Annotated in this window: 13 protein-coding genes; 8 read left to right on the top strand and 5 right to left on the bottom strand. The window is 41.9% G+C overall.

The genetic code is table 11. From position 1 onward, the window contains the following. Positions 1-2: 2 nt before the first annotated feature. From ACLI08_RS00725 to rplU, 4 genes are all read right to left on the bottom strand, one after another. Positions 3-968 (bottom strand): polysaccharide deacetylase family protein, encoded by a 966-nt coding sequence (locus tag ACLI08_RS00725; RefSeq protein WP_411426535.1) that lies wholly within the window; start codon positions 966-968, stop codon positions 3-5. Positions 969-1,023: 55 nt separating this feature from the next. Then, positions 1,024-1,689 carry a hypothetical protein gene (locus ACLI08_RS00720; protein ID WP_411426534.1) on the bottom strand — a complete coding sequence of 222 codons (666 nt, stop codon included), beginning with the start codon at positions 1,687-1,689 and terminating at the stop codon, positions 1,024-1,026. Between the two features lie 809 nt (positions 1,690-2,498). After that, positions 2,499-2,759, bottom strand: a complete 261-nt coding sequence (gene rpmA / locus ACLI08_RS00715; RefSeq protein WP_322625723.1) for a 50S ribosomal protein L27 — start codon at positions 2,757-2,759, stop codon at positions 2,499-2,501. 71 nt (positions 2,760-2,830) lie between these two features. Continuing rightward, the gene (gene rplU, locus ACLI08_RS00710) at positions 2,831-3,142 is read right to left on the bottom strand and encodes a 50S ribosomal protein L21 (protein ID WP_411426533.1); all 312 of its coding nucleotides are present in this window, start codon (positions 3,140-3,142) and stop codon (positions 2,831-2,833) included. Positions 3,143-3,342: 200 nt separating this feature from the next. Here rplU and ACLI08_RS00705 point away from each other — a divergent pair, with 200 nt between their 5' ends. Both ACLI08_RS00705 and ACLI08_RS00700 read left to right on the top strand, forming a co-directional pair. Beyond that, positions 3,343-4,668 (top strand): M16 family metallopeptidase, encoded by a 1,326-nt coding sequence (locus tag ACLI08_RS00705; RefSeq protein ID WP_411426532.1) that lies wholly within the window; start codon positions 3,343-3,345, stop codon positions 4,666-4,668. A gap of 27 nt (positions 4,669-4,695) precedes the next feature. Continuing rightward, a complete protein-coding gene (locus ACLI08_RS00700; protein WP_411426531.1) occupies positions 4,696-6,735 on the top strand; it encodes an insulinase family protein in 2,040 nt (679 codons plus the stop codon). 108 nt (positions 6,736-6,843) lie between these two features. Here ACLI08_RS00700 and ACLI08_RS00695 read toward each other — a convergent pair whose 3' ends face one another. Continuing rightward, positions 6,844-7,230, bottom strand: coding sequence for an SPOR domain-containing protein (locus ACLI08_RS00695; protein ID WP_411426530.1), 387 nt, complete (start codon positions 7,228-7,230; stop codon positions 6,844-6,846). 213 nt (positions 7,231-7,443) lie between these two features. Here ACLI08_RS00695 and ACLI08_RS00690 point away from each other — a divergent pair, with 213 nt between their 5' ends. From ACLI08_RS00690 to ACLI08_RS00665, 6 genes are read left to right on the top strand one after another with little or no spacing between them, the layout of a single operon-like run. Then, positions 7,444-8,784, top strand: coding sequence for a c-type cytochrome (locus ACLI08_RS00690; protein WP_411426529.1), 1,341 nt, complete (start codon positions 7,444-7,446; stop codon positions 8,782-8,784). Positions 8,785-8,817: 33 nt separating this feature from the next. Beyond that, on the top strand, positions 8,818-11,868 hold the full coding sequence (locus ACLI08_RS00685) for a TAT-variant-translocated molybdopterin oxidoreductase (protein WP_411426528.1): 3,051 nt from the start codon (positions 8,818-8,820) through the stop codon (positions 11,866-11,868). Positions 11,869-11,908: 40 nt separating this feature from the next. Then, positions 11,909-13,327, top strand: coding sequence for an NrfD/PsrC family molybdoenzyme membrane anchor subunit (gene nrfD, locus ACLI08_RS00680; RefSeq protein ID WP_411426527.1), 1,419 nt, complete (start codon positions 11,909-11,911; stop codon positions 13,325-13,327). 5 nt (positions 13,328-13,332) lie between these two features. After that, positions 13,333-13,857 carry a DUF3341 domain-containing protein gene (locus ACLI08_RS00675; RefSeq protein ID WP_411426526.1) on the top strand — a complete coding sequence of 175 codons (525 nt, stop codon included), beginning with the start codon at positions 13,333-13,335 and terminating at the stop codon, positions 13,855-13,857. 11 nt (positions 13,858-13,868) lie between these two features. Further along, positions 13,869-14,414 carry a c-type cytochrome gene (locus ACLI08_RS00670; protein ID WP_411426525.1) on the top strand — a complete coding sequence of 182 codons (546 nt, stop codon included), beginning with the start codon at positions 13,869-13,871 and terminating at the stop codon, positions 14,412-14,414. A 27-nt stretch (positions 14,415-14,441) separates the two neighbouring features. Beyond that, positions 14,442-15,974 (top strand): quinol:cytochrome C oxidoreductase, encoded by a 1,533-nt coding sequence (locus tag ACLI08_RS00665; protein WP_411426524.1) that lies wholly within the window; start codon positions 14,442-14,444, stop codon positions 15,972-15,974. Positions 15,975-15,981 lie beyond the last annotated feature (7 nt).

The following is a 15,981-nucleotide window of genomic DNA, read 5'->3' as shown; positions in this document are numbered from 1 at the left end:
TTTTACTGCTTAAACTCGTCTTCTACGGTATCGCGCAGATCGTATAAAAGCCATTGGTTCGCCATGGCTTTTTCTTTTTCGGTTTGCAGTAGTTTTATAAAGTCTTTTACGCCCAGGGGTTCGTTACCGTTGCCATGTATAAGCACTATACTGCCGTTTGCTGCCTGCTGCCCTTTGGCAAGCCAGGCATCGCTGCCTATGGGTATAATGCCAAAATCAGTAACCGCGGTAACCGCCTTATTGTTTGATACCAAACCCGGGAAACGGAAAAAAACCGACGGCAACAGCCCGCGTTGCAGCAGGGCTATTTCGGTGCCCAGTATCTCAAAGTTTATGTCGGTACCCGGGCTTAGGATAAAGTTTTCGTTAAGCGGTGCCTTTGGGTCGTAATGGTGGTTGTAGGTGTGGTTAACCCAGGTAATTTTTATCTTGTTTTGTTTCTCCAGGCTTTTAAGCCAAAGAATGTCATCGGTATGGGTAAGCATAAACCGCCCTGTAATAGAAAGTGCTACGGGTACCGGCTGCAGGGTTTTGCCAAACTCGGTTATAAGCGAAGTAAAAATAACCCTGTCCAGCTTTTTGTGCGATGGGCACAGGTCTATTGTAAGCGTAATGCCGTGCTCTTTTGGGTAGCCGTGTATAAGCCCCGCATCCTGCAGCGCATACGACTGGTTTTCGGCGGCAGCCAGCGCTTTTATATAGGGCGTATTGGCAAACTGTGTTTTAAGTTGCGCCAGTGGGGCAGGGGTGGCTTTAAGGTCTTTTGCCGGTGCTATTGCTGTGGCCAGCGTTTGCGTATTGGTATACAGGTAGCTGGGTGTGTTGTTGTATACAAAACTGCGTGTGATTATTACCGGATTGCCTTTATAGGTACCACTGCCAAAAAACGGTTTATAACTGCTTACGGTGTTTTGGGCAAAAGCCAAAACAGAAAATAACAGCAATATTAATAATCGGGCTAATTTCATATCCTTAGTGTTTGTTGTACTAAAATAGCAAAAACAAACTTAGGGGTGGCTTAAATTAGTACTCCCGTGTTAGGGTTTTTATTTCGCAGAGCAAACCGCTGTAGTATCCCGGATGAGAGCCAATTTTAGTGTTGTCTTTTATAGTAATATTGTATATGTCTCCCTGATAAAGTAATTGTTTTTCTGTTTTGTAACCAATTGGAATATAGAAATTACAATCGGCACAGGGTAAATCAGAGGCGCGTTTTAGTACCAAAAAAAACTTATCAGTAGTTAAGTGTAATGCACTAAGATCTACTGTGGCTGATGGCTCTGATTTTCTGCCAGCGGGTAATTTTACAAGTAGGGGTGTGTTGTTTATAGCTTTTCCCATTTTGTTGTCTGTAACTTCATGTAGGGTAATTTCATAAGTAGTACTTTCTATTTTTGAGGTAGGTATACTACCTTCTTTGGTTACCATGCTCATCCACATAAAGTGCAACCTTATTTCCTGGATTGTACCATAAGGCAGGTTTTCAATAAAAAAAGTTTGTGTAGGGACTGTCTTAAAAAAACCGTTGCCGATTTCTTGCTTTCCCTTACCTTGCTTTACAGTAACAACTTTAAGCTTTTTCTTGTTGATTTTTACTTCCTGTAAGGTAATGGTGTCTTTGTAAGTTTCCTGGCTGTGCAGGTTTAGTGCAAATAAACTACAAAATAAGGATAAAAATAAGTAGCGCATTGGTAATATTGGTTTGTGTTGGTAGTAACGCCTGAGCAGGGCAGTTATTATATGGATATAAAAAAAGCGATAAGAATTTCCATCTTTTTAATGTAGCTATAAATTTTGTAAAAAAATAAACTAGCAAGAATAATGTCTGTTAAAATTAAGGGGTGTGTCAGATTTCGAAAAATTCTTAATTTAGGTCTCTGTAAGTTTTAGGAGACGGATGACTTCGATGGGCTTACAAATTTGTCTGACCAATAGGAATTATATATACGAGGCGGGTTATAATTTTAGTTAACAGCAGAAAGTGTAAGTGCTCGTTCAGTTGTTTTACAAAATTGTTGCCTTTTATGAAAATGTTGAGGGTAGTGAGTGTTCACGTAGAAGAAACTATCAATCATATGTAACCAAAAATAACTATGGCAAAAAGAATATTTAATACAGTGCTTACATCAGGTGTAATTTTGTTGTTTGTATTTATCATACATGGCATAACTGTAGATACGTTTAAATTTTACGTTTTGGGTATCATTATATCAACTCCGGTTTTATACCTTATGAATTATGTATTATTTCCTTTTTTAGCAAAAAAGTTAAACTGGAAAAAAGAAAATTAATTAATATTAAAAATACGTACTTACAATAATAATATCCGGTTTAATCTTATAAATTGTAAGAAAAGGCTGATTCAGTAATGAGTCGGCCTTTTTTGTGCAAGCGTATTCGGGTACGAGACATTGGAATATATAAAAAAAGCGATAAGAAATTCTTATCGCCTTTTTTATATAGGGGTTGCATTTAACCAATGCAACTACATGTAAGTCTTAAGCTTCAAATGGAACTACAGATACATAAGATTTGTTGTCTTTCTTCTTTTGGAATTTAACAACACCGTCCACTTTCGCGTGTAGCGTGTGGTCTTTGCCCATGTATACGTTTTCACCAGGGTTGTGCTTAGAACCTCTCTGCCTGATAATGATGTTACCGGCAATAGCAGCCTGGCCGCCGAAAATCTTAACGCCTAAACGTTTCGATTCTGATTCCCTACCGTTCTTAGAACTACCGACACCTTTCTTGTGAGCCATGATGTTTTGGGTTTAAAATTGTTAGTAATTAATCCTGCGCTTTCAGCAGTGTTTGTTTTTTAAAGTTCAGATTACTTAACGATAGCAGTGATTTCTATCTGAGTAAGAGACTGGCGGTGACCATTCTTTACCTTGTAACCTTTTCTTCTTTTCTTTTTGAAAACAATAACTTTGTCTCCTTTAACGTGCTGAAGCACTTTGGCTTCTACTGAAGCACCTTCTATAGCCGGGGCGCCGATGGTAACGTTAGAGCCGTCTGCAAGAAGAAGAACTTTCGCGAATTTAACCGCGTCGCCTTCGTTGCCTTCAAGACGGTGAACGAACACCTTCTGGTCTTTGCTAACTTTAAATTGCTGCCCTGCTATCTCTACGATTGCGTACATAACAATATGGTTTATTAATAAATTTCAAGGGTGCAAATATACAACTTATTATTTATCAGTCAACCGCGCACTAAAAAAATTGTGCCTTTTCCGCAATTTGTGCAAATGATAACCCCACTTTGCTAAAAAATTTAATTTTATTGTAACATTTTACCGAAATTGCACACCTATAAACCTGAATTATTAATCAACTGTTTTTTATGAAAAAATCCGTAATGGCTTTAGGTTCGCTTTTGTTGCTTGGTGCTTCGGCCTACGCACAAAAAGTGGAGTTTGAAGAGTATAACCTGGACAACGGCCTGCATGTAATTTTGCAGCAGGACAAAAGCGCACCGGTGGTAATTACATCTGTAATGTACCACGTAGGAGCTAAAGACGAGCAAGTAGACCGCACCGGTTTTGCACACTTTTTTGAGCACCTTCTGTTTGAAGGTACAGATAACATTAAAAGAGGGGAGTGGTTTAAAATTGTAACGGCTAACGGCGGTAACAATAATGCTAACACTACCGAAGACCGTACCTACTACTACGAAGTGTTTCCTAGCAACAACACAGAGCTGGGCTTATGGATGGAATCAGAGCGTATGTGGCACCCTGTAATTAACCAGGTAGGTGTAGATACGCAAAACGAAGTTGTTAAAGAAGAAAAACGCCTTCGTTATGATAACAGCCCTTACGGGCAGCTTATCCCGCAGGTAAAAAAGAACCTGTTTAAAGTACACCCGTACCGCTGGACAACCATCGGTTCTATGGAGCACCTTGATGCTGCTAAGCTGAGTGAGTTCCAGGCGTTCTTTAAAAAATTCTACATCCCTAACAATGCGGTTCTTGTAGTAGCCGGTGATTTTGATAAAGCACAGGTTAAAGAATGGGTAAACAAATACTTTGCACACATACCTAAAGGTACGCCTGTTACACGCACTAAAGCGCAGGAGGCACCTATTACCCAAACCATAAACGCTACGTTTGAGGACCCGAACATTCAGCTGCCTATGCTGGTTACGGCTTACCGCACACCGGATATGACAACACGTGAGGCGCGTGCGCTGGATATGCTTTCGTCTGTACTAAGCGGCGGTAAGAGTTCTCGTATGTACAAGAAAATTGTAGACGAAGACAAAAAAGCACTACAGGTAGCGGCATTTAACTACAGCCAGGAAGACTACGGTTCTTACATTATATACGGTATACCGCAGGCACCACACACCAGCGAAGAGGTACTTACTGATATTGATGCGGAAATAAAAAAGGTGCAAACCGACCTTATTTCTGAAAAGGAATTTGCCAAGCTGCAAAACGAGTTTGAAAATAACTACGTAAACAGCAACGCAAGCGTAGAGGGTATTGCAGATAACCTTGCTACTTACTACCTGCTGTATGGCGATACTAACCTTATTAATACAGAAATTGATATTTACCGTAAAATAACACGTGAGGAAATCAGGGAAGTGGCAAGGAAATTCCTTAACCCTAACCAGCGCCTGGTGTTAAACTACGTACCAGCTAAAGAAAAAGCTCAAAACTAAGCATACCTATATTATATATAAGACATCATGAAAAAAGTTATATATCTGTTAGCCGGATTATTTTTATCTGTTCCGGTGCTTCAGGCACAACAGGTTCCTATGCCTAAACCGGGCCCTTCGCCTGTGGTAAACGTAGGTAAACCGCAAACTTTCGAACTTAAAAACGGCCTTAAGGTGCTTGTGGTAGAAAACCACAAACTGCCAAGGGTTTCATACTCGCTTACTATAGACAATGCCCCATATGCAGAAGGTGCTAAAAAGGGTGTTAGCGATATGCTTAGTGCAGTAATAGGCGAGGGTACTAAAAACATTAGCAAAGACAAGTTTAATGAGGAGATAGACTACCTTGGTGCCAGCATTAACTTTGGTGCTAACGGTGCTTCGGCAAGCGGACTTTCTAAATATAACGACCGCCTGCTTGAGCTTCTTGCCGATGGTGCGCTAAACCCACTGTTTACACAGGAGGAGTTTGATAAGCAAAAAGCAAAAATGATTGAAGGCCTTAAAAGCCAGGAGAAAAACGTTAAGGCTGTTGCAGGCCGCGTTACAGATGCGCTTATCTATGGGCTTAAACACCCTAATGGTGAGTACGTTACTGAGCAAACGCTGAACAACGTAACCCTGGACGACGTTAAACAAAACTATGTTACTTACTTTGTGCCGGGCAATGCGTACCTGGTAGTGGTGGGCGATGTTAAGTTTAAAGACGTTAAAAAGAAAGTAACCAAGCTTTTTGGTTCATGGACTGGCGATAAGGCTCCGGCTGCATCATACAGCGATCCTAAAGACGTTCAGTACACTCAGGTAAACTTTGTAGATATGCCAAACGCAGTACAGAGTGAAATTACTATAGCTAACGTTACTAACCTTAAAATGACCGATAAGGAGTACTTTGCTACAATACTTGCTAACCAAATCCTTGGTGGCGGTGGCGAAGGCAGGCTGTTCCTTAACATTCGTGAAAAACACGGCTGGACTTACGGTGCTTACTCATCTGTAGGTGGTAACAAGTACGTAGGTAACTTTGATGCTTCTACATCAGTACGTAACGCTGTTACAGACAGTGCTGTGGTAGAAATGATGAACGAGGTTAAAAGGATAAGGACAGACCTTGTTTCAGACGAAGAGCTTAAAGTAGCTAAGGCTAAATACATAGGTAACTTTGTTATGCAGGTAGAAAAACCGGGTACTGTAGCCCGTTATGCACTACTTACAAAAACTCAGGGTCTTCCAGAAGATTTTTACCAAAATTACATCAAGAATATTAACGATGTAACAGCTGAAGACATCCGCAACGCGGCTAAGAAATTCTTCTCTGCAGATAACTCTCGTATAATAGTGATTGGTAAAGCTGCCGATGTACTTCCTGGTTTAGAGAAAACAGGTATTCCTATAAACTACTTCGATAAATTTGGTAACCCGTCAGAAAAACCGGTAGTTAGCAAGCCGATACCTGCTGGTGTTACTGCTAAAACTGTACTTGATGGTTACATTAAGGCTGTTGGTGGAGATAAGGCTGTAAAAGCGGTTAAAACCATTTACACTAAATCTACAGCTTCGGTTCAGGGTACTACACTGGAGTTAACTTCTAAAGTAAGTGCAGACCACAAGCAGTTTGTAGAAATGAAAGTTATGGGTATGAGCATGATGAAGCAGGTAGTTAATGACAAAGCTGCTTATGTATCTCAGCAAGGCCAAAAACAAGATATTACAGGCGATAAGCTAAAAGAAATGCAAGAGAGCGCTGTTCCGTTTGAAGAGCTTGCTATGCTTGCCAATAAAGACGTGAAGCTTACAGCTATTGAGTCTGTAAATGGAGCTGATGCGTATGTAATTAAAAACGGTACAGACAGCTACCTTTACGATGTTAAGACCGGTTTTAAAGTTGCTGAAATGCACAGTGACGAAAAAGGTGAACAAAAACAAACTACCTATTACAGCGATTATAAAGCAGTAAAAGGTGTAAAAATACCTTTTAAAGTATTAATGAATGTAGGTTTTGAACTAGATCTTACTGTGGTTGAGGCTAAAGTTAACGAAGGTGTAACTCCGGCTGATTTCCAGTAATTAATACTGCATTACAAAAATTAAGGCTGCCCAGGGGCAGCCTTTTTTTATGCTTTTACAACAGTCGTTGCAAAAATGCTATAGATGCTGTTGTAGTGGTTAAATTGCTTATTTATTTGGTTTTACAATTAGTGCAGTAGGGTATTTTTTTCGCATTGCAGCCAGGTTTTTTTCGGCCTCAATCCTTGATTTATAGCTACCTACCCACACTTTGTATGTAGGGCTTTCAAATATTATGGTGCCATCTGTAGTTTTAAAATCACGCTTAAAATCCTGTAGGGCTTTTCTTGCTTTATCGTTAGTGCCATAAAAAATCTGGATCTTATAGCGGTCATTTACTGTTATAGAAGCATTTATCTTCCTTTTTGCGTTAAGCAGCTCTTCAAAGCGCGGATCCTGCTGCACTGGCACATTGTTTTGCGCATAAATTTTTGCTGCCGGTAATAATGTTAACAATGCTAAAGCAAGGGTGTTTTTAAATGTTAAAAATCTCATAATGAACTATGTTTGATACAAATGTACGATAATTAGGAAAAACGCGGGGTTTTATACTTATTTAGAATAATTATAAATTGAAACGAATGGTTTAATTAAGGTTTGAGAATAGCACATAAGTCGTATTTTTGTGGGAGTTTTTTAAAAAAGTATAGTTTTTAACAATTATACGCTGTAAAAATCGTACCAAACTTGTCGATAATCATTATTAATATGAAAAAAGTGGGTAACCATTCTTCGTTTTCAAGAATTCTAATGTTCTTCCTGGCGCTCTCGCTAACTTTTTCTCTTTGTACGTATGCTCAACAGGCTGCTGCGCCTGCTGCTGCTCCGGCTCCGGCCGCTGATGCTGCTGCTCCTGCTGCCGGTGCGGGCGATGCTGCAAAAGGAAAGGAACTGTTTAACGCCAACTGTGCAGCTTGTCATAAGCTTGATGATAAATCTACAGGTCCGGCCCTTAGGGGTGTTGCTGATAAGCACGACAGGAAATGGATTTATGACTGGGTTCATAACAGTAGCGCCATGATTAAAGCTGGCGATGCTGCTGCTGTGAAACTATTTAACGATAACAACAAGGTTGTTATGACTGCGTTCCCTCAGTTGAGTACTGCAGACATAGACAACATTCTTGCGTATACTTCTCAGCCTAAAGAGCAGGCTGCTGCTCCTGCAGCTGCGGCTGCTGGTCAGCCTGGTGCTGCTGCCGAAGGTGGTGTGTCGCAGGTAATCATACTTGGTGCTCTAATAGTGGTGCTTGGTGTGCTTATTGTTATGCTTGTGCTTGTAAACAATACGCTTAAAAAGGTGGCTGCGGCTAACGGTATTTCAACCGAAAAAGCGCCGTCGATTTCTGTGTGGCAGGCTTACGTTAAAAACCAGTTCCTTGTGTTGGTAACGGTTATTTTGCTAATCCTTTCTTCGTCATATTTTCTATACGGATGGTTAATGCAGATAGGTGTAGATCAGGGGTACCAGCCGGTGCAGCCTATCCACTTCTCGCACAAAATCCACGCTGGTGATAACGGTATCGACTGTAAGTACTGTCACTCTTCTGCAAGGGTGAGCAAGCACTCGGGTATACCTTCTCTTAACGTGTGTATGAACTGTCATAAAAATATCAGTGCTTTTGAAGGTGATAAAGATTCTATCTATGACCGTTCAAAAGAATTCTATACTGCTGAGATTCAAAAAGTATATGATGCTGTAGGTTGGGATAAAACAGCCGGTAAGTATACAGGCAAAGAAAAGCCTGTGAAGTGGGTAAGGATCCATAATCTTCCGGACTTTGTTTACTTTAACCACTCTCAGCACGTTTCGGTTGCCGGAGTTGAGTGTCAGAAATGTCACGGACCGGTTGAAACTTTCGAGGTGATGAAACAACATGCGCCGCTTACAATGGGCTGGTGTATTAACTGTCACCGTGAAACCGAAGTTAAGGTTGAAGGTAATGACTACTACAAGAAAATCCACGACGAACTTGCCAAGAAGTACGGTGTTCAGAAACTTACTGCTGCCAATATGGGTGGTCTTGAGTGTGGAAAATGTCACTATTAATCAATTACTAAGAAGCTAATATCTATATACAACATGGCATCAAACAAAAAATACTGGCAAAGTGTTGAAGAGCTGAACAACAGCTCTATTGTTGAGACGCTGAGAAACAACGAGTTTGTTGAAGAAATTCCTACTGATGAGTTTCTTGGTGATAAGGAAACTTTGTCAAATTCGTCTACAAGCCGTCGTGACTTTTTAAAATATGTGGGCTTTACTACAGCAGCAGCTTCTCTTGCTGCGTGCGAAGGTCCGGTTGTTAAGTCTATACCTTACGTAGTGCAGCCAGAGGAAATTATTCCTGGTGTTGCTGATTACTACGCTACTACTATAGCAGATGGTTTTGATTTTGCTAACGTGCTTATCAAAACCCGTGAAGGCCGCCCTATTAAAGTTGAAAAGAACACTCTTGCAGGTTCTAAGTTAAATCCTAATGCAAGGGTTTATGCTTCGGTTCTTTCTCTTTATGACAGTCTTCGTTTAAAAGAGCCAAAAATTGCGGGCAAGCCTGCTACATGGGCAGAGGTAGATACTAAAGTTAAAGCTGCTCTTGAAGCTGCTGCTGCAAACGGTGGTAAAGTAGCGGTTGTAACAGGTACTACTGCAAGTCCTTCTACAGATAAACTTATTGCTGAATTCGGTGCTAAATATGCCGGTTTCAGGCACGTGGTATACGATGCAGTTTCTGCGTCTGAGGCGCTTGATGCGTTCCAGGCGGTATACGGCGAAAGGGCACTTGCTGATTACGATTTTGCTAAGGCAGACGTGATTGTTTCTGTAGGTGCTGATTTCCTTGGCGACTGGCAAGGAGGAGGATACGAGTCTGGTTATACTGCTAACCGTATCCCTAAAAATGGTAAAATGTCTAAGCACATCCAGTTTGAGTCTAACATGACACTTACAGGTGCTAACGCAGACAAGCGTGTTGCTATTACCGTTACACAACAAAAATATGCTCTTGTAGCACTTTATAATGCAATAGTAGGTGGTGGCGTTGCTACTGCCCTGGATAAAACTGCTGCTGCAGAAGTGGCTAAGGCTGCACAACAGCTTAAAGCTGCCGGCGCTAAAGGTGTGGTAGTTTCGGGTCTTGATGATGTTAATGCTCAGCTTCTTGTAATTGCCATCAACAACGCTCTTAAATCAGAAGCATTTAACCCTGCTGCTCCTCGTTATACACGTAAAGGCAACGCTAAAGCGGTTGCCCAGCTTGTAAACGATCTTAAGGCAGGCGCGGTAGATGTGGTTATTCTTAGTAATGTTAACCCGGTATACTCTCTGCCAAACGGTAATGAGTTTGCTGAAGCGCTTAAAAAAGCAAAACTTTCTGTAGCATTCGCTCTTAAAGAGGATGAAACTGCTGCTGTGGCTACTGTTGCTGCTGCTGCACCTCACTACCTTGAGTCTTGGGGAGATGTAAGCGTTGCAAAAGGTTATTATGCCATTACTCAGCCTACAATCCGTCCGCTGTTTAAAACAAAACAATTCCAGGATGCGCTTCTTTCATGGAGTGGTAACCCTGCGTCATATTATGATTATATTAAAGCGGCTGCCCCTGCTTATGCCGGTGGTAAAACGTGGAATCAATTAGTACACGATGGTGTGGCGTACACTGCTGTTGCAGGTGCTGCTGCCGCTGCGGGTGCTGATTTTTCCGGTGCTGCTAACACGCTTGCTGCTGCTAAACCTGCAGGTGACTTTGAACTGGTGCTGTACACTAAAGTAGGTATTGGAGACGGTCAGCAGGCTAACAACCCATGGCTACAGGAGTTCCCTGATCCTATCACAAGGACATCATGGGATAACTATGTAACCATTTCTAAAGCTGATGCTAAAAAGCTTGGCCTTGAAAACTGGAACGTGGCTAACGGTGGTCTTAACGGTAGTAAAGCTACACTTACTGTAAACGGTAAGAAACTTGAAGTTCCTGTGCTTATCCAGCCGGGTCAGGCAGTAGGTACTCTTGGTCTTGCGCTTGGTTACGGTCGTCAGGCTGCTATGAAGCAAGAAATGGTTGTGGGTGTTAATGCTTACACACTATATAATAACCTTAACGCGTTCCAAAACGCTACCCTGGCTAAGTCAGAAGGTGAGCACGAATTTGCCTGTGTACAGCTTCAGCGTACACTAATGGGTAGGGGAGATATCGTTAAGGAAACTACACTTGCAGATTTCAACTCGAAAGATGCATCAGAGTGGAATGAGATGCCTCAGGTATCTTACGACCACAAAGAGGTTCCTGCTGCTTCAATCGACCTTTGGGAGTCGTTTGACAGAACAACAGGCCACCACTTTAACCTTTCAATAGATCTTAATGCCTGTACAGGTTGTGGCGCTTGCGTTATTGCTTGTCATGCTGAAAATAACGTGCCTGTAGTAGGTAAGTCTGAGATTAGGAGAAGCCGTGATATGCACTGGTTGCGTATAGACAGGTACTATTCATCTGAGGCTACTTTTGCAGGTGATGTAGAGAAGAAAGAGGCCGCTCACGGTCTTATGGATTCTATCCACACATTTAACGCTATGGAAGATCCTGCAGAGAATCCTCAGGTAGTATTCCAGCCGGTAATGTGTCAGCACTGTAACCACGCTCCGTGTGAAACTGTATGTCCTGTGGCTGCAACATCTCACGGTCGTCAGGGTCAAAACCACATGGCGTACAACCGTTGTGTAGGTACCCGTTACTGTGCTAACAACTGTCCTTATAAAGTGCGTCGTTTCAACTGGTTCCTTTATAACAAAAACAGTGAGTTTGATTACCACATGAATGATGATCTTGGCCGTATGGTGCTTAACCCAGACGTAAACGTACGTTCACGCGGTGTTATGGAGAAATGTTCTATGTGTATTCAAATGACTCAGGCTACTATCCTTAAGGCTAAGCGCGAAGGCAGGCCGGTAAACACTAACGAGTTTGAAACAGCTTGTTCAGAGGCTTGTGGCAGTGGAGCTATGGTATTTGGTGACGTAAACAATGCTCAGGACGAGATTGTAAGGCTTAAGGAAAGCGATAGGGCTTACCACCTTCTTGGCCAGATTGGTACGCAGCCAAATGTATTCTACCACGTTAAAGTAAGGAATACTTAGTAGTTAAAAGTATATTAATAGAAACAAACATAAAAGGATTATGTCGTCTCATTACGAAGCACCCATCAGAAAACCTTTAATTATAGGTGACAAAAATTACCACGATGTAACGGTGGACGTAGCCAAGCCGGTTGAGGGAAGGGCTAACAAGCAGTGGTGGATCGTTTTCTCGATCGCTCTTGCTGCCTTCCTTTGGGGAGTTGCTTGTGTTGCGTACACAGTAGGTACAGGTATCGGTACATGGGGATCAAATAAAACAGTAGGCTGGGCATGGGATATTACCAACTTTGTATGGTGGGTAGGTATCGGTCACGCCGGAACACTAATTTCTGCGGTACTACTTTTATTCCGTCAGAAATGGAGAATGGCTATTAACAGGTCTGCAGAGGCAATGACCATCTTCTCGGTAGTACAGGCGGCTATGTTCCCTGTATTCCACATGGGTCGCCCTTGGTTAGCATACTTTGTAATGCCTATTCCTAACCAGTTCGGTTCACTTTGGGTAAACTTTAACTCGCCACTTCTTTGGGACGTGTTTGCGATTTCAACTTACCTTTCTGTATCACTTGTATTCTGGTGGACAGGTCTTTTGCCTGACTTTGCAATGCTTCGTGACAGGGCTGTAACGCCTTTCACTAAAAAAGTATACTCTATCCTTAGCTTCGGTTGGAGCGGACGTGCTAAAGACTGGCAGCGTTTTGAGGAAGTATCACTGGTACTTGCCGGTCTTGCTACACCTCTAGTACTTTCGGTACACACCATTGTATCGTTTGACTTTGCCACTTCAGTAATTCCTGGATGGCACACTACCATCCTTCCTCCATACTTCGTTGCGGGTGCTATCTTCTCAGGATTTGCAATGGTTAACACCCTGCTTATCATCATGAGGAAAGTAGTTAACCTGGAGTCTTATATTACTATACAGCACATAGAGCTTATGAACATCATTGTAATGATTACAGGGTCTATTGTAGGTTGTGCTTATATTACAGAGCTTTTCATCGCCTGGTATTCAGGAGTAGAATATGAGCAATATGCATTCCTTAACAGGGCTACAGGTCCTTACTGGTGGTCTTACTGGTTAATGATGACGTGTAACGTAATTTCTCCGCAGGTTATGTGGGTTAAGAAAATCCGTACCAGCATCTTTGCTTCGTTTGTAATTTCTATCGTGGTTAACATCGGTATGTGGTTTGAGCGTTTTGTAATCATCGTTACATCGCTTCACAGGGATTACCTTCCATCTTCATGGACTATGTTTCAGCCTACTTTTGTAGATGCTGGTTTCTATATCGGTACTATTGGCTTCTTCTTTGTATTGTTCCTGCTTTACGCAAGAAGCTTCCCTGTAATTGCTCAGGCAGAGGTTAAGTCTATCATGAAAACTTCAAGCGAAAAGTACAAGAAACTACACGCTGAGCACGATAACCATTCACATTCAGAACATAATCATCACTAAGAATCATGAGCAATAAAGTATTATACGTATTTTACAATGATGATGATATCCTTATGGATGCAGTAAAGAAAACCCGTGCTGCTCATCATCACATTGAAGAAGTTTACACGCCATTCCCGGTTCACGGCCTTGATAAAGCTCTTGGTCTTGCACCTACAAGGTTAGCTATATGTGCATTCTTATATGGTTTGGTTGGATTGTCTGTTGCCACGTCTATGATGTACTACATCATGATTGCCGACTGGCCTCAGGATATAGGTGGTAAGCCAAGCTTTTCTTACTACCAAAACATGCCGGCTTTTGTACCGGTTATGTTTGAGATGACCGTGTTTTTTGCGGCTCACTTAATGGTAATCACTTTTTACATGAGGAGTAAACTTTGGCCTTTTAAACAAGCTGAAAACCCTGATGTACGTACTACAGACGACCACTTCCTTATGGAGGTGCCTGTACACGGTGATGAAGCTTCGCTTGTTTCGTTCTTTGAAGGTACCGGGGCTGTTGAAGTTAAAGTAATAGAAAAGCACTAAGAAAAAGAAGTATGAAAGCATTATATAAAATAGCATTTGTGGTTTCTGCCTCTGCGGCGCTTACCTCGTGCTTCAACAAATCGGAGCCTAATTACCAGTACATGCCTAATATGTATGAGTCTGTGGGTTATGAAACCTATTCTGAATCTCATGCTTTTAACAACGGTAAGGAAGGTCAGCTTCCTGCCAAAGGTTCTATACCAAGAGGCTTCACTCCGTATGAATACCCTAATACAGAAGAAGGGTATGTAGCAGCCAAAGCTAATCTTGTATCTCCACTTGCCGCTGGCGAGTATGATGAAGAAAAAGCAAAAGGCTTGTTTAACGTTTACTGCGCAATATGCCACGGTGAAAAAGGTGATGGTAAAGGTAATCTTGCTAAGCGCGAGAAATTTGCCGGTGTACCTAACTATAAAGACCGTGAAATTACTGAGGGTAGTGTATACCACGTAGTAATGTACGGACGTAACATGATGGGTAGCCACGCTAATCAGATGAGTCAGAAAGAACGCTGGATGGTGTCTCGCTATGTTATGAAACTTAAGAGTGAATTGTAATTGTAGAACACTGAAAGCATAAAATATATGTATACATTTTCTAGTAAATTAAAAACTTTTGCCTTCGTACTGATGGTGTTAGGCGCCCTTGGTATCGGGTACAGTTTTTTTACTGCACCTAAAACAGTAGCTGATGCTGAAAAAATCATCGCTGCTCAGGATGCTCATGGTGGTCATGGTCACGCGGAGCACCACGCTGAAGGCGCACCTGCGCATCACGAAGCTCACGAAGCCCCTGCTGTTGCAGAGGTAGGTCATGATACTGCTGTTGCAGTGCATGATTCTGTACCAGGAGTAGCAGATACTGCTGCTGCCGTTACTGCTGAGGCTCCTGCTGCACCTGGCGACGCTCATGCTGCACCTGCTCATGAAGCTCACGCTGAAGCTGGTCACGAAGGTCATGATGCCCACGCAGAGGCTGCACATGAAGGCCATGATGCACACGCTGATCATAAAGAGCACGTGGAGCACGTATTTCATCAATTACAAAACAAGCCTTGGTCTGCGCTATATGTAGGTCTTTTATTCTTCCTTCTTATATCAGTTGGTGTACTTGCTTTTTATGCAATACAGAATGCTGCTCAGGCAGGTTGGTCTCCGGTATTGTTCAGGGTTATGGAAGGTATTACTGCTTACCTTATTCCTGGTGCGGTTATCCTACTTATTTTCCTTGCACTTGGTGTTGCGGGGTTCCACCACGTATTCATTTGGATGGATAAAAACGTAGTAGCCCACGATCACATTATGCAAGGTAAATCAGGGTACCTAAACGGGCCTTTCTTCCTTATCAGGGCTGCAATATTCCTTGGTGGTTGGATTCTTTACCGTCAGTACTCTCGTAAGCAGTCACTTGCTCAGGATGAGGCTACTGATAATATCTCTTACAAAAAATCATTTAAAGCAGCGGCAGGTTTCCTTGCGTTCTTTATAGTTACAGAGTCTATGTCTTCTTGGGACTGGATTATGTCTGTAGACCCTCACTGGTATAGTACACTATTTGGCTGGTATGTGTTTGCAAGTTTCTTTGTAAGCGGTATTACTACTATTGCCCTTATAACACTTTACCTTAAATCAAAAGGATATCTTGAGTATGTAAATACAAGTCACATTCATGACCTTGCTAAATTTATGTTCGGTATCAGCGTATTCTGGACGTACCTTTGGTTCTCTCAGTTCATGCTTATGTGGTATGCAGATATACCGGAAGAGGTTGTTTACTTTAAAATGAGGATAGATAACTATACACTGCCATTCTTTGGTATGGTAGCCATGAACTTTGTGTTCCCGGTTCTTATCCTTATTAATACCGACTTTAAGCGTCTGTCTTGGATCATAGTTATGGCTGGTATTGTAATCCTGCTGGGTCACTATATCGACTTCTTTAACATGATCATGCCTGCTACCGTTGGTGAGCAGTGGTTTATAGGTGCCGGTGAAATTGGTTCTGTGCTGTTCTTCCTTGGATTGTTTATCCTTGTAGTGTTTACCGCACTTACTAAATCGCCTCTATTGGCTAAACGTAACCCGCTTATTGAGGAGAGTAAGCATTTCCATTATTAATATTTAA

It is taken from the genome of Flavobacterium sp. RNTU_13, from assembly GCF_046614455.1.
Classification (GTDB): Bacteria; Bacteroidota; Bacteroidia; order Flavobacteriales; family Flavobacteriaceae; genus Flavobacterium.
Note: the sequence above shows the minus strand (reverse complement) of the source record. Positions and strands in the feature narration are given on the sequence as shown.